The organism is Ruegeria sp. CF1 (assembly GCF_056537445.1).
This window is the reverse complement of sequence record NZ_JBQFRN010000004.1, coordinates 247,701-263,519: the sequence shown is the minus strand read 5'-3', so window position 1 is coordinate 263,519 and position 15,819 is coordinate 247,701. Positions and strand designations below refer to the sequence as shown.

Genomic DNA, 15,819 nt, shown 5'->3' with positions numbered 1-15,819 from the left:
ATTTGGCAGGCTTAGACGGCGCTTTTCATGGCCGTCTGCATGGCTTATAACCCTGCGTAATCAAACCAAGCCCGCAGCAAACAGACGGGCATAGGGGAACCTTCGAGGACACTCATGACAGATACCAAACACGAAGCGGATGTCGCGTTTATCAAGGCACTGGCCGAACTGCTGCGCGAGAATGACCTGACCGAATTGCAGGTCAAGCGCGAATATGGCGAGGAAGACAGCCTGAATGTCCGTGTCAGCCGCATGTCGCAGACCGTGGCCGCTCCGGTTCAGGTTGCGGTTCCTGCGGCTGCACCGGTTGCCGCACCTGCTGCCGCGCCGGCCGCTGCCGAAGCGCCCGCTGCCGTGGATGATCCCGCCAGCCATCCAGGCGCGGTGACCTCGCCCATGGTAGGCACGGTTTACATGCAACCGGAACCGGGCGCGCCTGCGTTTATCTCGGTCGGTGCATCGGTCTCGGAAGGTGACACGCTATTGATTGTCGAAGCCATGAAGACAATGAACCACATCCACGCACCCAAGTCGGGCACCATCAAACGCATTCTGGTCGGCGATGGTGATGCTGTGGAATTCGGCACGCCTCTGGTCATCGTTGAGTAAGGCGGGCCCATGTTCGACAAAATCCTGATTGCCAACCGAGGCGAGATCGCCCTGCGTGTGATCCGTGCTGCGCGCGAGATGGGGATCAAGACGGTTGCCGTGCACTCCACCGCCGACAGCGATGCGATGCATGTGCGCATGGCGGACGAATCGGTCTGCATCGGCCCCCCGCCCAGCCCGCAAAGCTATCTGTCCGTGCCCGCGATCATCTCGGCCTGTGAAATCACCGGCGCGCAGGCGATCCATCCCGGCTATGGCTTCCTGTCCGAGAATGCCGAGTTCGTGCAGATCGTCGAAGATCACGGCATTACCTTCATCGGACCCACCGCCGAACATATTCGTGTCATGGGTGACAAGATCACCGCCAAGGACACGATGAAGGAACTGGGTGTACCTTGCGTTCCCGGTTCGGACGGCGGCGTTCCCACGCTGGCCGACGCCAAGCGTATCGGCGAGGAATTCGGCTATCCCGTGATCATCAAGGCCACCGCCGGCGGCGGCGGTCGCGGCATGAAGGTGGCACAAAACGCCGATGAGATGGAAAGCGCCTTCATGACCGCACGCGCCGAAGGCAAGGCCGCCTTTGGCAATGATGAGGTCTATATCGAGAAATATCTGACCACCCCCCGCCATATCGAGATTCAGGTCTTCGGCGATGGCAAGGGAAAGGCAGTGCATTTGGGCGAACGCGACTGTTCGCTGCAGCGTCGCCACCAGAAGGTGTTCGAAGAAGCCCCCGGCCCCAGTATCACGCCGGAAGAACGCGCCAAGATCGGTAAGATCTGTGCCGATGCGGTCGCCAAGATCAACTATATCGGCGCGGGCACCATCGAGTTCCTCTATGAAAATGGCGAGTTCTACTTCATCGAGATGAACACGCGTCTACAGGTGGAACACCCCGTGACCGAAGGCATCTTCGGCGTCGATCTGGTGCGCGAACAAATCCGCGTCGCCGCTGGTGAGGACATGTCGTTCGGTCAGGACGATCTTGAGATCAATGGCCACGCCATCGAGGTTCGCATCAACGCGGAAAAACTGCCGAACTTCTCGCCCTGCCCGGGCAAGATTACGGCCTATCACGCGCCAGGTGGTCTGGGCGTGCGGATGGATTCCGCGCTCTATGACGGCTATTCGATCCCGCCATATTACGACTCGTTGATCGCCAAACTGATCGTTCAGGGCCGTGACCGGGCTGAAGCTTTGGCCCGTCTGGAACGTGCTTTGGGCGAGTTGATCGTCGACGGTATCGACACCACCGTGCCGCTGTTCCACGCGCTGCTGCAGGAACCTGACCTGCACAGCGGCGAGTACAACATCCACTGGCTGGAGCACTGGCTTGCGGAGAACATGGCCTAATCTGACCAAAGGGCCGAAGGACAACCCCCCTTCGGCCCCGAGGCACCCGGCATGAGCCTTTCCCCTGAACTTCTGCTCCATGGCTATTCCATCGGCATTTTTCCGATGGCTGAGCATCGCGACGACCCCGAGTTGTTCTGGGTCGACCCGAAGTTTCGCGGCGTGTTCCCTCTGGATGGGTTCCACATCTCCCGCAGCCTAGCGCGGCGTATCCGGACCTGTGGGTTTTCGGTAAGCATCAATCGCGATTTTGCGGGCGTCGTGGATGGCTGCGCCGACCGATCGGATACCTGGATCAATCCCGAACTACGCCGTCTTTATCAGGAACTACACCGGACCGGCCGCGCGCATTCCCTCGAAGTCTGGGACGGCGCTTCACTGATTGGCGGCGTTTACGGTGTAGTCCTCGGCGCGGCCTTTTTTGGCGAAAGCATGTTCTCGCGTCGCACGGACGCATCGAAGATTGCACTTGCCTATCTGGTGGATCGACTGCGCCAAACCGGGTTCACGCTGTTCGATACGCAGTTTCTGACGGCGCATCTGGCCTCGTTGGGCGCGATCGAGATCCCGCGTGCGGTTTATCATAGCGAATTGAAACAAGCGCTTGACCTGAAAGCAGATTTCACCGCTGATCTGCAGCAAACCCCTCAGGGTGTGATACAACGTATCACCCAGACATCGTAGCGGGCGTGATCTAACGCGTTCAGCGCGGGTGAGGTCGCAATCATCCAGCCATCAAACAGCTGCTGCGCCTTACCCTGTTCCCAGATGGTCAGATAGGCAAAGGCGTCACCTGTCGGGTTTTCGGCTGGATAGCGACAATCACCCAGCGCGACATCCAGACCAAAGACCGACGTGGTCTCGCCGTTCTGTATTTCGATGTCCACCGTCTGCCCGCTGACCTTGTCCAACCCGCGCAACATGGCGCCGGGGCCGGATTCGACCTTTTGCTGCGCAGCAGCTCCGGTTGCGGTGACCATCAGAGCCACCAGTGCAGCGCGGATCATTCGCTTCCGTCCCCGGCCACGAATTTGACCAGCAACGAGATCAGGCTGACCGCGCCTTGCGTATCGGTAATCTCATCACCCGCCTCAAAATAGAACGGGGAACCGCCCGGCATAACCTCAACAAAGTTGCCACCCAGCAAGCCTTCGGAAGAAATCACAGCGGCGCTATCGTCTGGAATAAGAATACCATCTGCCACGGAAAATCGGGTGTCCGCACGGTACGTATCAGAGTTTAGCGTAACGCCGGTCACCGTCCCAATCTTGACCCCGGCAAGGCGTACATCCGTGCCAACGCCCACACCTTCGAGCGAGCGGAAAGACGCGCCCAGCTCGTATCCTGCGCCGGATTGAGACAAGCCTGTGGATTGGCTGGCGTAGACACCGAACGCAATGGCGCAGGCCAGCACGGCACCGCCGACGATAACTTCGGTCTTCGTATGATTAGACATCTGGCCTCGCTTATTCCGGGCTCCACGCCTCGTAATCGCTACGTTCAACCGGATCGGCACGACGCAGAGAACCGGCAGGTGCATAGGCCAGCGCGGTGCCAGTCAGATTCTCCTGATGCGGTTTTTCCCAAGACTTGTGCGCCAGAGGTTTATCGGTTGGCGGTTCATCCCATGTGCGGTGTAGCCAGCCATGCCAATCGGGATCGATCCGGCTGGCCTCGGCTTCGCCATTGAAAATCACCCAGCGCTTGCTGTCGTCGGCATTGCGATAGAACACGTTGCCCTCGTCGTCCTCACCGATCTTGATCCCCTTGCGCGCAGTGTAGAACTGCGTGTTCAGGGTGGCCCCGTTCCACCAGGTCACGGCCCGCAAAAGACTGTTCAGGATTCCCATCGGCTGCCTCCGGCATTTCTGTCCCAGAAGATATGGACCAAAGGCACGCTAAGGTCCAGTACTGCCAGCGCTACCTGCGTCATTCCGGCAGGATAGCGGTGACTTCAATTTCAATCCGGTATTTCGGATCGATCAATCCGCATTCGATCATCGTCGCTGCAGGAGGGTTCGCACCAAAGGTTTCGGCCAGAATGGGCCAGCAAGGTTCAAATTCGGTTCGATCCGGCAGCATATAAGTGATGCGCACGATATCAGAGAATGAAGCACCCGCCTCGGCCAGCGCGTTTTCGATGATAGACAGCGCCGAGCGGCATTGCTCCACTACCGTTTCACCTTGCCCAACAGTTCCCGCAACATGAACCCAACCACCCGCGACAACCGCGCGGCAATAGCCAACCTTAGCTTCAAACTCACCACCCGAAGAGATACGTCTTACTGTCATCGTGTCCTCAAACGAAAACGGCGCGGACATTGCCGCGCCGTGTGTGCATTAATCTATGCGGTTCAACCCGCCGAAGCCGATTCCGCCGCGTCTGCGTAGATGATCAAAGGCTGAGAGTCCGACGTCACAGCCTCTTCGTTGACCACAACTTCGGTCACGTTCTTCATGCCCGGCAGTTCGAACATTGTATCCAGCAGGATGTCTTCCAGGATAGAACGCAGACCGCGCGCACCGGTTTTACGCTCGATCGCTTTCTTGGCGATCGCCTTCAGCGCATCATCGGTAAAGGCCAGTTCCGCATCTTCCAACTCAAACAACCGCTGGTATTGCTTGACCAGAGCGTTCTTCGGGCTGGTCAGGATGGTGACCAAAGCGTCTTCGTCCAGATCTTCCAGCGTCGCCAGAACCGGCAGTCGGCCGACGAATTCGGGGATCAGGCCAAATTTCAGCAGGTCTTCGGGTTCCAGATCCTTGAAGATCTCGCCCACGCCGCGCTCGTCATTGTCACGCACGTCGGCACCAAAGCCCATGGCCGAGCCTTTGCCACGCTGTGCAATGATCTTGTCTAGTCCAGCGAATGCACCGCCACAGATGAACAGGATGTTCGTGGTATCCACCTGCAGGAATTCCTGCTGCGGATGTTTGCGCCCACCCTGCGGAGGAACGCTGGCCACGGTGCCTTCCATCAGTTTCAGCAGGGCCTGCTGAACGCCCTCGCCCGATACATCGCGGGTGATCGAAGGGTTTTCAGACTTGCGGGTGATCTTATCGACCTCGTCAATATAGACGATGCCGCGCTGTGCGCGTTCGACATTGTACTCGCTGGCCTGCAGCAGTTTGAGGATGATGTTTTCAACATCTTCACCCACATAACCGGCTTCGGTAAGCGTGGTTGCGTCCGCCATCGTAAACGGCACGTCAAGAATCCGCGCCAGCGTTTGCGCCAGCAGGGTTTTGCCGCAGCCGGTGGGGCCAATCAGCAAGATGTTGGATTTTGCCAGTTCTATATCGCTGCCCGCTTTCTGGGCATGATTGAGACGCTTGTAGTGGTTGTGTACCGCAACCGACAGCACCCGCTTGGCGGTGGCCTGACCGATCACATAGTCATCCAGCACTTCGCAGATATCCTTGGGTGTTGGCACACCGTCCGAGGATTTCAGACCGCTGGCCTTGGTTTCCTCGCGAATGATATCCATGCACAGCTCGACACACTCATCGCAGATGAACACGGTCGGGCCTGCGATCAGCTTACGCACCTCATGCTGGCTTTTGCCGCAAAAGCTGCAATAGAGCGTGTTCTTGCCGTCACCGCCTGAATTCGTCGCCATGCTTTACCCCTCGGGCTCCGTCTCAGCGGCCCCTCTCAAGGGCCGCGCTTGCCGTATATGCCTGCAGCTTAGGCCAGCGTTCTGGCAGCTACAATCTCAAAATCATCCCTCACGCCGGACGCGCGCGGATTTGAACCTAGGCCTCGTCACCATCCATCTTGGCGCGGTTCTCGACGATCTCGTCGATATGGCCCCAATCCTTGGCCTCTTCCGGGCTCATGAAATTGTCACGATCCAGCGCCTTTTCAACCGCCTTTTTGGTCTGCCCGGTATGGCGCACATAGATGTCATACAGGCGATCTTTCAGCTTTTGCGTCTCGGCCGCGTGGATCATGATGTCGCTCGCCTGGCCCTGATAACCGCCGCTGGGCTGGTGCACCATGATCCGGCTGTTAGGCAGCGAAAAGCGCATTCCCTTCTCGCCCCCGGCTAACAGAACCGAACCCATGGACGCCGCCTGACCGATCACCAATGTGGAACATTTCGGCTTGATATACTGCATTGTGTCGTAAATCGACAAACCACTTGTGACCACGCCACCGGGAGAGTTGATGTAGATCGAGATTTCCTTGTTCGGATTTTCCGCCTCAAGGTGCAGCAGCTGAGCGACCACCAAATGGCTCATACCGTCATGGATGGGGCCGTTGATGAAAATGATCCGCTCTTTCAGAAGGCGCGAGAAGATGTCGTATGCGCGCTCGCCCCGGCTGGTCTGCTCGACGACCATGGGGACGAGTGTGTTCATATATGTGTCAACTGGATCGAACATAGGGAACCTGCCTGCTTTGATATGGATCGGGACCTTACCCGAAGAAGGGTTACCCGAGTCTTAGTGCCGCCACAGGGGGGCTGCAAGGGGGGCCGAACGTTCCCACGAATTCCGTCTACCTGCACGACCCGAATGCACACGCCGCTACAGGTCGGTAGACGGATTGCGCGGAAACGTGCTGGTTACATCACGCTATTTTGATCCATGCATATGGAAATACATGCCTGGAAATTGTACCAAGAGTTCTCGCTGCGGATGCGGCGCCGGTCAGGCGTCGGGATTCGGCGGCACTAACGAGGGAATACGATCATGGCTTTTCCGCAAATGACCGAGGATATGTCACCCGGCGAGCTTGACCGGATGGTTGAAAACGCAACGCGCGCATCGAACTTTCTGAAAGCCATAAGCCACGAAGGGCGTTTGATGATCCTGTGTCACCTCGTCTCGGGCGAGAAATCCGTTACTGAACTGGAACAATTGCTATCGGCCCGCCAAGCCGCCGTTTCTCAGCAACTGTCGCGGCTCAGACTTGAGGGGCTGGTTGTTCCTCGTCGCGAAGGCAAGGCGATATATTACCGGCTGGCAGATGATCGACCAGCCCGAATACTGGAAGTGGTGTACGAACTGTTTTGCGCTCAGGATGCGACCTGAGCCTAGTATTTAGCCCTTCGAAATCGGCCATGCAAAACCTGTAGCTATGGCCCGGGAAAGCTGCTAGTCAATTCGAAACAAGCACTTATGGAGCAACCGATGATCCGCGCAATTCTGATTGGCCTGGCCCTGTTCACCTTGACCGCATGCGAAACCGCAAAGGGCGCTGGCAAAGATATCGAAAACGCCGGAGATGCCATCCAGAACGCGGCCGAGGACGTGCAGGAAAACATCTGATCGTGACGGGATGTTGCGTTCAGGCAACGCTTACCCGCAATATGTAGTTGCCACATCGACTCAACCCGAGTAGTGTGCCGGTACAGGTGCATAGACGCGGCATTGCATTTCTGACACTTTGACGGGGTTCTTTTGCGCAAGCGAAAGAACCCCGTTCTGGTCCGGAGGGTGGTGCGTGGTAGCCTGTATGAACCTTGGGTTCTCAAAAAGGAAAAGGCGTCAGGTGCTCAGACGCGGTCTTTGCATGCATCCTTGCGGACACTCCTGACGCCTTGCCGGTCCGTTCCGCCCGAGGGGCTTCCCGGTCCAGTTGCCTCGGCCCCCGAAGGGACATTGGCCACTGCCACACGCGCTATGTCGCGTCGCAGTCCGCGCGGACCTTCTGAGAGGCTGAGCATTTAACCCGAACCGAAGCCCAGACCACCTGCTCCACCACCGGTAAGCCATTGCAACTACAAACAAATCCTAAAATCCGCCTTCGCTGCTGTGGCCCCCTTGGCCCTTGCATCCCGCCCCTGTTCCGAAGATCAGAAGCAGTAACCAGACTGTTACATCAGCGTCATGATCCGGCAAGAAAATAGCACTGCAGCATAAAAATTAGACGGGGATAAGCTGTTGATATCCGCCGGGAGAGCCATGTGGATAACCCGAGAATTCGCGTCATCGCGCAGGCTTGGGGATGGAAAAAGTCAAATATGGATCGCCGGCCAGAATTCGCTTGGTTTCTGCACCTGCGAAGGTCCCGCGCGCTGAATTAGGGGGGTATTGTCCGAGTTGTACAACACTCAAGCCCCAAATCTTTCGAATCGTACAACCGGAGATTCGCCTATGCGCCTGACCATTTCTCAAGCCCGCGCCCGTTTGGGCGAACTGGCCACCTTGTCGCAAGACCCCCGGCAAGTGATCGTGCTGACCCGTTATGGCAAACCGATCGCCGCACTGGTGTCGATGAACGAGGCGCAGCGGATCTGGGAGTTACTGGATGATGACACCATCGGACGCAAACACCCGCTCAGCGGGCTGCGCGGGTGGTGGTCGAAGGGGCGTGGTATTCCGGGGATGGAACCTGGGCCGGACGGTTCTTACCTGACCGCGCGCGACGCCGCGCTGAAGGTCCGCGAGATCCAGATGACCCGTGCCGAGGAACGCCGCATTCTCAAGCGCGGGGGTCTGGACCCTGTCGCGGGCGGCGAGATCGCCGCCCGGCCCGTCGCCTCCCTGTGGAGACTGTTGTTTATGAGAAGCGCTCCGACCTGACCGGGGTACCTACTACTCCTGCCGCAGTCACAAATCTCAGCGGCATTAACCCCCTTTAACATCCGATCGGGCCGGAAACGCTTCAGTTCACCTGACGTTCCAGAACGGTGCTGTAGGTCGTTCCGTTCCGCAGGCTACGGAAATCGGCAAAGATTTTGCCGTCCTCGTACCGCGCATCGATCAACGCATTGGCGCCAATCACCAGCGGGGATGTTTCAACGATGCCGATCGCGCCCGAGCCGTCGAGGCTGATGGTCCCGGTGGCTTCGTATTCGTTCCATTCAGTGTCACCCTCGCGGCGCCATTTGCTGGGGCCCCAGAAGACATTGTCTTCCTGCATCTGGACGTCGAGCATCCATTCGGCCTGATTAAAGCGGGGCTGATCGCCCTTGTAATAATGGCTGGGCTGCACGGTCGTATAAGACCCGACCCATGTGCCGCGCAGGTCCGGTGTGGTATCGGCCAGTGCAGCGGTTCCGAGGGCGAGGGACGTGGCCAGAGCGGCGGCTCCGGCAGTCATGTATCTGGTCATGGGGATCTCCTCCTGAAAGCGACCCTTTAGAGTTCAAAAGCGAACATCCTTGCTGTGGGATACAGATTGGGCGGAGGTGCGCCGGTTACAACTTACCTAAGGGAAACTTCATGAACCGGTAATGTTTGCGTCAGGCCCAGGCCAGCACAGTGCCGAGGATGACCAGACCGATACCTGCCGCCTCGCGATACGAGAAGTTTTCGCCGAACAGAAAGAACGAGGCGATCGCGATCAGAACAACCTCGGCCCCAAGAATGCCGGTATAGATGATGCCCAGCCGTTCCTCGCGCAGCGCGGCGAGTTCGAGCGTGGCCCCGGCCAGCAGGGTCGCGACGATCAGTAGACCAAGACCCACGCCGGGGAGTTTCCACCAGAACTTCATCGCGATCATGGCAACGGAATAAAGGCCTGCTGATCCAAAAGCGATAAGGGGAACAAGCGATGTAGACATAAGGGCCTCCTGCAAAGGTTGCCGTTAGGTCAACTGTAGCAGATGGGCTGATTTAGGGCTGTGAGGTGGGTCACAGTTTCAGGTTCCATTCTCGCTTTTCTTCTTGTGTTTTTTTGCCCCCGAACTTGCAGTGATGGGTCGACCTGTTCAAAATTCAATTATTCATATGCGACTGGGGAGGGGTGCAATGACAACACTTTGCGAAATAGGTCAAACCGGAGTGCGAATCCCACGAATTGGCTTTGGATCAACCGGTATAGGCAACATTCCACAGATTTACGGTTACGAAGTTGATGAGAATAGGGCGCGCGAGACCATACGTGCCATACTTGCCCGGCCCGACGGTTTTATCGACACCGCCCGAGGCTATGCGTTGGGGCGTAGCGAGGAGCGCATCGGGAGTGTCATCCGTGAACTCGGTGGCTGGCCGAAAGGCCGCGTTCTGTCCACAAAAGTAGACCGTGACATGGAAACGAATGTTTTCGACGCCGCCCAAGCGCGGCGGTCCTTTGAACAAAGCCTCAAGGCTCTTGAGGTAGATCGCGTGGACATCCTTCATCTGCACGACCCGGAATACGCTGGTGACGTAACTGAGATTACCCGCAGCGGAGGTGCGCTGGACGAATTATTCAAAATTAAAGAGGAAGGATTGGCAACTGCAGTTGGTCTGGCGGGCGGGCAGTTGGATGTGTTGATGCCAATGCTGCGCGAACGGGATTTCGACGTGGTGATGACTCACAACCGGCACACGCTTGTAAACATGAATGCGGCGCCGCTGATCGAACTGGCCAACTCGAAGGACGTTACGGTATTGAACGCAGCGCCTTACGCCGGCGGAATCTTGGCCAGAGGCAGCGCAATCCATCATTTCTACGTCTATCGGCCAGCAACAGAAGAAACGCTCGCACCTGTGCGCGCGGTTGAGGAAATCTGTGCCCGCTTTGACGTGCCCTTAGGCGCCTTAGCGCTGCAATTCTCGATGCGGGACGCAAAAATTGCGTCAACGGTGTGTGGAGTGACTTGGCCACAGCATGTGAGACAAACACTCGAATGGGCGGATTGGGATATCCCAAGAGCGGTTTGGAGTGAACTCGCGGAACTTGGTCAGAGTGACGCTGATCCTGAGGCCGTATAGAACCGATCAACGGAGAGGAAGGACAGCCTTAGCTGTCCATCTTCAACGCTGAAATAAACGCCTCCTGCGGGATATCCACCTTCCCGAACTGACGCATCTTTTTCTTACCCGCCTTCTGCTTGTCCAGCAGTTTGCGTTTCCGCGTGGCGTCGCCTCCGTAGCATTTGGCGGTCACGTCCTTGCGCAAGGCCGAGAGGGTCTCGCGGGCGATGACCTTGCCTCCGATGGCGGCCTGGATCGGGATTTTGAACATGTGGCGCGGGATCAGGTCCTTGAGCTTTTCGCACATTGCACGGCCCCGCATCTCGGCCCGGTCGCGGTGAACCATGGTCGACAGCGCGTCGACCGGTTCGTCATTCACCAGCACCGACATCTTGACCAGATTGTCCTCGGTGTAGCCGGTCATCTGGTAGTCGAACGAAGCATAGCCCTTGGTCACCGATTTCAGGCGGTCGTAGAAGTCAAAGACAACCTCGTTCAGCGGCAGGTCATAGACGACCATGGCGCGGGTGCCCGCATATGTCAGGTCCATCTGGATGCCACGGCGGTCTTGGCAGAGTTTCAGCACGTCGCCGAGGTATTCATCCGGCACCAGAATGGTCGCCTTGATGCGCGGTTCCTCGATATGGTCGACCTTCGACGGGTCGGGCATGTCGGCGGGGTTGTGCAGCTCGATCATCTCGCCGTCTTTCATGTAGACGTGATAGATCACCGAGGGAGCCGTCGTGATGAGCTCGATATCGTATTCGCGTTCGATCCGGTCGCGGATGACCTCTAGGTGCAGCAGGCCGAGGAAACCGCAGCGGAAGCCAAAGCCCAATGCCGCCGAGGTTTCCATTTCAAAGCTGAAGCTGGCGTCGTTCAGGGCCAGTTTGTCGATCGCATCGCGCAGGTCTTCGAATTCGGAACTGTCGACGGGGAAGAGGCCGCAGAACACCACCGGCTGCGCGGGTTTGAATCCCGTCAGGGCCTCTTCGGTGCCGTTGCGGTCATTGGTGATGGTGTCGCCGACGCGGGTGTCGCGGACCTGTTTGATCGAGGCGGTCAGGAAGCCGATCTCACCGGGGCCCAGCGAATCCACCATCTCCATCTCAGGCCGGAAGACGCCGACGCGGTCGACATGGTGCAGGGTGTTGTTCGACATGAACTTCACCCGCATCCCCTTTTTCAGCGTGCCGTCCATGATGCGGACCAGAACGATGACGCCGAGATAGGCGTCGTACCAGGAATCCACCAGCATCGCCTTGAGCGGCGCGTCCAAGTTGCCTTGCGGCGCGGGCAGCTGCTGCACAATGGCCTCAAGTGTTTCGTGGATGCCCTGCCCCGTCTTGGCACTGACCTGAATGGCGTCGGTCGCGTCGATGCCGATCACATCCTCGATCTGTTCGGCCACGCGGTCACAATCGGACGCGGGCAGGTCGATCTTGTTCAGCACCGGCACGATTTCGTGGTCGGCGTCGATGGCCTGATACACATTCGCCAGCGTCTGCGCCTCAACCCCCTGGGTCGAGTCGACAACCAACAGCGACCCCTCGACCGCACGCATGGAGCGGCTGACCTCATAGGCAAAGTCCACGTGGCCGGGGGTGTCGATCAGGTTCAGCACATATTGCTCGCCATTGTCGGCGGTATAGTCGATGCGAACCGTGTTGGCCTTGATGGTGATGCCGCGTTCACGCTCGATATCCATGCTGTCGAGCAGCTGTTCCTTCATGTCGCGATCCTTGACCGTTCCGGTCTCTTGGATGAGCCGGTCAGCAAGGGTGGATTTGCCATGGTCGATATGCGCGACGATGGAGAAATTGCGGATATGAGCGAGGTCTGTCATGGGTTGGGGATATGCGTCGGAAATGGGCTGTGGTCAAGGTGGGACGAAGCCCCAGCGAAACCCTTTGATTGCGAGGCCTCTGACCGTTCAGAGCAACCTGTTTTTGACCAACTCCGCGTTCATCCAATGCGTATCACTTTGCACGTGACCCTCGCGCACGTATTTTGCGAGGTGAGTGGGCATGTCTTCATCGTTAAACGCTGCAGTTGTGCGAACGACAAAACCCTCCTGAGTATCCAGTTCCAGGCCCGCGATCACATCTGCCACAACCTTAACAGAGAACCGTCCGCGATAGAGTTCGGGAACGGCAGTAATCCCCAGCTCGAGAAAGCGTGAAAGCGTCGCGTCCCACGATTGCACGCGCTTTGCCTTGATCCAGGCGAAGCCCAGGAAATAAGTCGGCAACGCCGAGTACGCTATCGAGTGGCGAGCAAACAGATATTCACCGACTGTGCGCTCATCTTCGTCAAGCTGTGGCGAAATTCCGGCAGCGAAGGCCTTCATCCAATCTCGGGACGGGTGGTGTCGCGCGTCAATGCTGCGAGGATGGCAGCCCTGACTATGAATCGTTGTATTCTCACCGTCCAGTTCTTCGGTGAAGACGGCCTCCTCAGCCGAAGCCAGTTCATCAACGCTGGACATGATCTTATCATCGCTGGTGGCCCCGGGAGACTCCGGCAGATGGAACGTGCGCCCGTATTTCTTAAGCATAGTGGTCTCATGAAAGAGATTTAAACAATGTCTGGCCAGAAAACGCGACATCCCAGCCGCGTGCAATCACTTTTTCGAACCACCCAATTGATCCCGAATCCACTTTGATTCATACTCCGCCGCAGACCGAGAGGGGCATAAGACCCGTCCGGGCAGGCAAAAAACGAGGCTCGAGTATGAAACAGTTCCTCTTAATCGCATTTTGTGCGGCATCGCTGACGTCGGTGGCCCACACAGTGGACGCGGCGCAGATCAAGCGGGCGTGTCTAGCATCAGACCGTGAAGCGGCGACGCGGGCGCGGTGCCGGTGTATTCAGCGCGTGGCGGATCAGGCGCTGACGCGTAGTGATCAGAAGACCGTCGCCAAGTGGTTCACCAACCCGCATCAGGCGCAGGAGTTGAAGATGTCGCAGACCGCGCGCGATGATGCGCTGTGGGATCGGTATCAGAACTTTGGCCAGATGGCGCAAGCGATCTGCAACTGAGCCCTGTCAATCCTTGACCTGATGCCCGCTGCGCCTCAGAAATGGCGCAGCGAAAGGTATGTGCGATGGTGATGAAAGGGCTGACCCTGCGGGGCCTTGAGGTGTTCGAGGCGCTGGCACGGACGGGATCGGTGGCGCAGGCGGCCGAGATCACGGGGCTCAGCCAGCCCTCGGTTTCCCAGCAATTGCGCAATCTGGAAAAGGCTTTGGGCACCGATCTGGTGGATCACGGGCGGCGACCGATGCGACTGACGCAGGCCGGCCGCAGTTTCCTGGCGCGGGCCGAGGCAGTGCTGGCCGAGTTGCAGATGGCGCAAGGCGAACTGGCGGTGATGGATCTGGGGCATCTGACCACCCTGTCCATCGGCTTGATCGACGATTTCGACAACGACCTGACGCCTCGATTGGCGACGTTGCTGGCCGACAGTCTGACCCGGTCGAAATTCAAGCTGATCACGCTGCCCAGTCTGGACCTGTTTGCCGAGCTGGAAGCGCAGCGCCTGCACATGGCGGTCTCGGCCCATTCTGGCGAGGTGCTGGAGGGCGTGGTCGAATATCCGCTGGTGCAGGATCCGTTCATTCTGGTCGCGCCTAAGGGCGTTGCGCAACCAGTGCAGGATCTGCCCTTTCTGCGCTATGCCCGCGAGCAGTTGATCAGCCGTCAGATCGAAAGCCATCTGGCCCGACAGCAGCTGGAATTCGAGGAACGGTTCGAAATCGGCTCACACCTCGCGCTGATGGCGATGGTCGCGCGCGGCCTCGGCTGGGCGATTACCACGCCGCTGGGCTATATGCGCGCCGCCCGCTTCCACGACGGGATGGAGGCGCACCCTGCCCCGTTCGGTGAATTCGCACGCACCATTTCCTTGTTTACACGGACCGACTGGTCCGATCAGGTGCCGCAGGAGGTGGCCGACATGATCCGACGCCTGATGCGCAGCCAGATCGTTGATCCAGCGATTGCGCAATTGCCGTGGTTAGGTGGTCAGTTGAAGGTGGTGGGGTGAACCGGAAAGTGAGCATCCAGGCTCTTTTGTTTGAGCCATGCGTCATCCGTCCTGCAAACCAAAAGACGTTTACTGAGCGTTAGTATGTCCGGAATAAAGGCTGTTCTCACCTGCTGAATTCAGCTTCTACTAACGCCTCGTAGGCGTCCAGTTCAGCCTCTTTGACGACGTCGCGATCAGCCAACACTTCCAGAGCCATAAGTGCGACATCGGGGCTTTGAAACACTGCGTCCGCCAGGATCGCAAGATGTTTCAAGCTTTCTGTCGGTGAGTCCTCCAGTGCGAAGAACCTTTTCAGGAACACGGCGTCGCCATCAATGGCCTGATTGCGCATAGCGCGCATCTTCAGGCGGGACGAGGCACGGGTCTTGACCGCCATCGATTTTAGAAAAAGAAACTTGTGGAAATGAAATCCCTGCGCAGACAACTCGCTCATTTGTGAGTCAAGCAGTGGCTGACCTTTGTAAAGCGGCACCATTGCGATTTCGGATATCACAGCAACCGCATTCTTGAGTTTTTCGCGCGCATTCCTGAATACGTCCAATTCTCCGCCCTGCACGTCAATCTTCAGCAGATCGAACTCTGGCAGCTCTTTCAGGTCGTCCAGCCGATGGGTGGTTATTGGTACAACTTCTTCGACCCGCATTTGCCTGGGCCACCTTCCCATAACTCTGATGAAGTCGGGGTTGGGCTCGAATAGCGAAGTGAAGCCACTTCCCTTGCAAACATGAAGGCGCTCACTTCCTCCTCTGCCGATCGCATAAGGAAGATAGGTTTCATTTTCTCCTCCCTCTTCAGAGAGCCGTGCAAATGCATCTTGCTGTGGTTCGAAACCCCAGACATCGCATATGCGGTTCTTCAGGAGGGTTGAATATGGGGTAGCGCCAAGAGGATTGGCACCCACATCCACCACCCGCGTCAGTCTTTCCGGTGACAGAACTTCGTGCAGGAACAGCGCGCGCTCGTCGTTCATTTTTTGTGACTACCCTTCGGGGTATTCAGCTGGTTAAACGTGCCTGTGATCATATGTCTAACTCATTTGGATTAACTGGCTGCAGTCTCACTTGGAGCTTGGAGATTTATGTGTGCTGATGACAGCCTCGTGCGTGTATCAGGAATTTGTATCATTCCATCAAATGACCATTGGGGATCGGACTAGTATTCCATCCAC

Annotated in this window: 20 protein-coding genes; 9 read left to right on the top strand and 11 right to left on the bottom strand. The window is 57.7% G+C overall.

Going from position 1 to position 15,819, the window contains the following annotated elements:
* The first annotated feature begins 114 nt into the window (after nt 1–114).
* The 3 genes from accB to aat are packed head-to-tail and all read left to right on the top strand — an operon-like array spanning nt 115 to nt 2,649.
* On the top strand, nt 115–609 hold the full coding sequence (gene accB, locus ACRZ96_RS10470; protein WP_170397178.1) for an acetyl-CoA carboxylase biotin carboxyl carrier protein: 495 nt from the start codon (nt 115–117) through the stop codon (nt 607–609).
* A 9-nt stretch (nt 610–618) separates the two neighbouring features.
* Nucleotides 619–1,965: an acetyl-CoA carboxylase biotin carboxylase subunit gene (gene accC, locus ACRZ96_RS10465; protein ID WP_170397180.1), complete on the top strand. Its 1,347-nt coding sequence runs from the start codon at nt 619–621 to the stop codon at nt 1,963–1,965.
* A 51-nt stretch (nt 1,966–2,016) separates the two neighbouring features.
* Complete coding sequence (gene aat, locus ACRZ96_RS10460; protein ID WP_170663837.1) at nt 2,017–2,649, top strand: leucyl/phenylalanyl-tRNA--protein transferase; 633 nt, start codon at nt 2,017–2,019, stop codon at nt 2,647–2,649.
* Here the strand turns inward: aat and ACRZ96_RS10455 are convergent.
* From ACRZ96_RS10455 to ACRZ96_RS10430, 6 genes are all read right to left on the bottom strand, one after another.
* Complete coding sequence (locus ACRZ96_RS10455) at nt 2,613–2,972, bottom strand: DUF2155 domain-containing protein (RefSeq protein WP_170799915.1); 360 nt, start codon at nt 2,970–2,972, stop codon at nt 2,613–2,615. The two genes, aat and ACRZ96_RS10455, sit on opposite strands and share 37 nt — an antisense overlap.
* Complete coding sequence (gene mlaD / locus ACRZ96_RS10450; RefSeq protein ID WP_170466091.1) at nt 2,969–3,421, bottom strand: outer membrane lipid asymmetry maintenance protein MlaD; 453 nt, start codon at nt 3,419–3,421, stop codon at nt 2,969–2,971. Before mlaD ends, ACRZ96_RS10455 begins: the two co-directional genes overlap by 4 nt.
* A gap of 10 nt (nt 3,422–3,431) precedes the next feature.
* Nucleotides 3,432–3,815, bottom strand: coding sequence for an NADH:ubiquinone oxidoreductase subunit NDUFA12 (locus tag ACRZ96_RS10445; protein ID WP_480537206.1), 384 nt, complete (start codon nt 3,813–3,815; stop codon nt 3,432–3,434).
* 79 nt (nt 3,816–3,894) lie between these two features.
* On the bottom strand, nt 3,895–4,257 hold the full coding sequence (locus ACRZ96_RS10440; protein ID WP_480705501.1) for a RidA family protein: 363 nt from the start codon (nt 4,255–4,257) through the stop codon (nt 3,895–3,897).
* Between the two features lie 62 nt (nt 4,258–4,319).
* Complete coding sequence (gene clpX / locus ACRZ96_RS10435; RefSeq protein ID WP_170397188.1) at nt 4,320–5,585, bottom strand: ATP-dependent Clp protease ATP-binding subunit ClpX; 1,266 nt, start codon at nt 5,583–5,585, stop codon at nt 4,320–4,322.
* 136 nt (nt 5,586–5,721) lie between these two features.
* The gene (locus tag ACRZ96_RS10430; protein WP_039970058.1) at nt 5,722–6,354 is read right to left on the bottom strand and encodes an ATP-dependent Clp protease proteolytic subunit; all 633 of its coding nucleotides are present in this window, start codon (nt 6,352–6,354) and stop codon (nt 5,722–5,724) included.
* Nucleotides 6,355–6,663: 309 nt separating this feature from the next.
* Between ACRZ96_RS10430 and ACRZ96_RS10425 the strand changes: the two genes are divergently transcribed.
* The 3 genes from ACRZ96_RS10425 (at nt 6,664) to ACRZ96_RS10415 (ending at nt 8,499) form a co-directional block, all read left to right on the top strand.
* On the top strand, nt 6,664–7,005 hold the full coding sequence (locus ACRZ96_RS10425) for an ArsR/SmtB family transcription factor (RefSeq protein ID WP_480705502.1): 342 nt from the start codon (nt 6,664–6,666) through the stop codon (nt 7,003–7,005).
* A 99-nt stretch (nt 7,006–7,104) separates the two neighbouring features.
* Entirely contained in the window at nt 7,105–7,242 is a 138-nt protein-coding gene (locus tag ACRZ96_RS10420; protein WP_010443271.1) for an entericidin A/B family lipoprotein, read from the top strand.
* Between the two features lie 828 nt (nt 7,243–8,070).
* Nucleotides 8,071–8,499 carry a type II toxin-antitoxin system Phd/YefM family antitoxin gene (locus tag ACRZ96_RS10415; protein ID WP_170466095.1) on the top strand — a complete coding sequence of 143 codons (429 nt, stop codon included), beginning with the start codon at nt 8,071–8,073 and terminating at the stop codon, nt 8,497–8,499.
* An 82-nt stretch (nt 8,500–8,581) separates the two neighbouring features.
* Here the strand turns inward: ACRZ96_RS10415 and ACRZ96_RS10410 are convergent, their stop codons facing one another.
* Both ACRZ96_RS10410 and ACRZ96_RS10405 read right to left on the bottom strand, forming a co-directional pair.
* Nucleotides 8,582–9,031 (bottom strand): hypothetical protein, encoded by a 450-nt coding sequence (locus tag ACRZ96_RS10410; protein ID WP_170397193.1) that lies wholly within the window; start codon nt 9,029–9,031, stop codon nt 8,582–8,584.
* A gap of 130 nt (nt 9,032–9,161) precedes the next feature.
* Nucleotides 9,162–9,482 carry a hypothetical protein gene (locus ACRZ96_RS10405; RefSeq protein ID WP_480814468.1) on the bottom strand — a complete coding sequence of 107 codons (321 nt, stop codon included), beginning with the start codon at nt 9,480–9,482 and terminating at the stop codon, nt 9,162–9,164.
* A 187-nt stretch (nt 9,483–9,669) separates the two neighbouring features.
* Between ACRZ96_RS10405 and ACRZ96_RS10400 the strand changes: the two genes are divergently transcribed.
* A complete protein-coding gene (locus tag ACRZ96_RS10400) occupies nt 9,670–10,617 on the top strand; it encodes an aldo/keto reductase (protein ID WP_170597020.1) in 948 nt (315 codons plus the stop codon).
* 28 nt (nt 10,618–10,645) lie between these two features.
* Here the strand turns inward: ACRZ96_RS10400 and lepA are convergent, their stop codons facing one another.
* Together lepA and ACRZ96_RS10390 are read right to left on the bottom strand one after the other, a co-directional pair.
* Nucleotides 10,646–12,445, bottom strand: a complete 1,800-nt coding sequence (gene lepA, locus ACRZ96_RS10395) for a translation elongation factor 4 (RefSeq protein WP_480814467.1) — start codon at nt 12,443–12,445, stop codon at nt 10,646–10,648.
* An 87-nt stretch (nt 12,446–12,532) separates the two neighbouring features.
* Complete coding sequence (locus ACRZ96_RS10390; protein ID WP_480771621.1) at nt 12,533–13,156, bottom strand: RNA ligase family protein; 624 nt, start codon at nt 13,154–13,156, stop codon at nt 12,533–12,535.
* Between the two features lie 176 nt (nt 13,157–13,332).
* Here ACRZ96_RS10390 and ACRZ96_RS10385 point away from each other — a divergent pair, with 176 nt between their 5' ends.
* Nucleotides 13,333–13,641: a hypothetical protein gene (locus ACRZ96_RS10385; RefSeq protein WP_170404173.1), complete on the top strand. Its 309-nt coding sequence runs from the start codon at nt 13,333–13,335 to the stop codon at nt 13,639–13,641.
* 65 nt (nt 13,642–13,706) lie between these two features.
* Nucleotides 13,707–14,648 carry a LysR family transcriptional regulator gene (locus tag ACRZ96_RS10380; protein WP_170397757.1) on the top strand — a complete coding sequence of 314 codons (942 nt, stop codon included), beginning with the start codon at nt 13,707–13,709 and terminating at the stop codon, nt 14,646–14,648.
* A 106-nt stretch (nt 14,649–14,754) separates the two neighbouring features.
* On the opposite strand, the gene ACRZ96_RS10375 is transcribed toward ACRZ96_RS10380, so the two are convergent.
* Nucleotides 14,755–15,621, bottom strand: a complete 867-nt coding sequence (locus ACRZ96_RS10375) for an FkbM family methyltransferase (RefSeq protein ID WP_170511304.1) — start codon at nt 15,619–15,621, stop codon at nt 14,755–14,757.
* Nucleotides 15,622–15,819: the final 198 nt, after the last annotated feature.

What these genes read in the sequence shown, in the direction of transcription:
- accB (WP_170397178.1), top strand. Translation starts at nt 115, where the DNA reads ATGACAGATACCAAACACGAAGCGGATGTCGCGTTTATCAAGGCACTG.
- accC (WP_170397180.1), top strand. Translation starts at nt 619, where the DNA reads ATGTTCGACAAAATCCTGATTGCCAACCGAGGCGAGATCGCCCTGCGT.
- aat (WP_170663837.1), top strand. Translation starts at nt 2,017, where the DNA reads ATGAGCCTTTCCCCTGAACTTCTGCTCCATGGCTATTCCATCGGCATT.
- ACRZ96_RS10455 (WP_170799915.1), bottom strand. Translation starts at nt 2,972, where the DNA reads ATGATCCGCGCTGCACTGGTGGCTCTGATGGTCACCGCAACCGGAGCT.
- mlaD (WP_170466091.1), bottom strand. Translation starts at nt 3,421, where the DNA reads ATGTCTAATCATACGAAGACCGAAGTTATCGTCGGCGGTGCCGTGCTG.
- ACRZ96_RS10445 (WP_480537206.1), bottom strand. Translation starts at nt 3,815, where the DNA reads ATGGGAATCCTGAACAGTCTTTTGCGGGCCGTGACCTGGTGGAACGGG.
- ACRZ96_RS10440 (WP_480705501.1), bottom strand. Translation starts at nt 4,257, where the DNA reads ATGACAGTAAGACGTATCTCTTCGGGTGGTGAGTTTGAAGCTAAGGTT.
- clpX (WP_170397188.1), bottom strand. Translation starts at nt 5,585, where the DNA reads ATGGCGACGAATTCAGGCGGTGACGGCAAGAACACGCTCTATTGCAGC.
- ACRZ96_RS10430 (WP_039970058.1), bottom strand. Translation starts at nt 6,354, where the DNA reads ATGTTCGATCCAGTTGACACATATATGAACACACTCGTCCCCATGGTC.
- ACRZ96_RS10425 (WP_480705502.1), top strand. Translation starts at nt 6,664, where the DNA reads ATGGCTTTTCCGCAAATGACCGAGGATATGTCACCCGGCGAGCTTGAC.
- ACRZ96_RS10420 (WP_010443271.1), top strand. Translation starts at nt 7,105, where the DNA reads ATGATCCGCGCAATTCTGATTGGCCTGGCCCTGTTCACCTTGACCGCA.
- ACRZ96_RS10415 (WP_170466095.1), top strand. Translation starts at nt 8,071, where the DNA reads ATGCGCCTGACCATTTCTCAAGCCCGCGCCCGTTTGGGCGAACTGGCC.
- ACRZ96_RS10410 (WP_170397193.1), bottom strand. Translation starts at nt 9,031, where the DNA reads ATGACCAGATACATGACTGCCGGAGCCGCCGCTCTGGCCACGTCCCTC.
- ACRZ96_RS10405 (WP_480814468.1), bottom strand. Translation starts at nt 9,482, where the DNA reads ATGTCTACATCGCTTGTTCCCCTTATCGCTTTTGGATCAGCAGGCCTT.
- ACRZ96_RS10400 (WP_170597020.1), top strand. Translation starts at nt 9,670, where the DNA reads ATGACAACACTTTGCGAAATAGGTCAAACCGGAGTGCGAATCCCACGA.
- lepA (WP_480814467.1), bottom strand. Translation starts at nt 12,445, where the DNA reads ATGACAGACCTCGCTCATATCCGCAATTTCTCCATCGTCGCGCATATC.
- ACRZ96_RS10390 (WP_480771621.1), bottom strand. Translation starts at nt 13,156, where the DNA reads ATGCTTAAGAAATACGGGCGCACGTTCCATCTGCCGGAGTCTCCCGGG.
- ACRZ96_RS10385 (WP_170404173.1), top strand. Translation starts at nt 13,333, where the DNA reads ATGAAACAGTTCCTCTTAATCGCATTTTGTGCGGCATCGCTGACGTCG.
- ACRZ96_RS10380 (WP_170397757.1), top strand. Translation starts at nt 13,707, where the DNA reads ATGGTGATGAAAGGGCTGACCCTGCGGGGCCTTGAGGTGTTCGAGGCG.
- ACRZ96_RS10375 (WP_170511304.1), bottom strand. Translation starts at nt 15,621, where the DNA reads ATGAACGACGAGCGCGCGCTGTTCCTGCACGAAGTTCTGTCACCGGAA.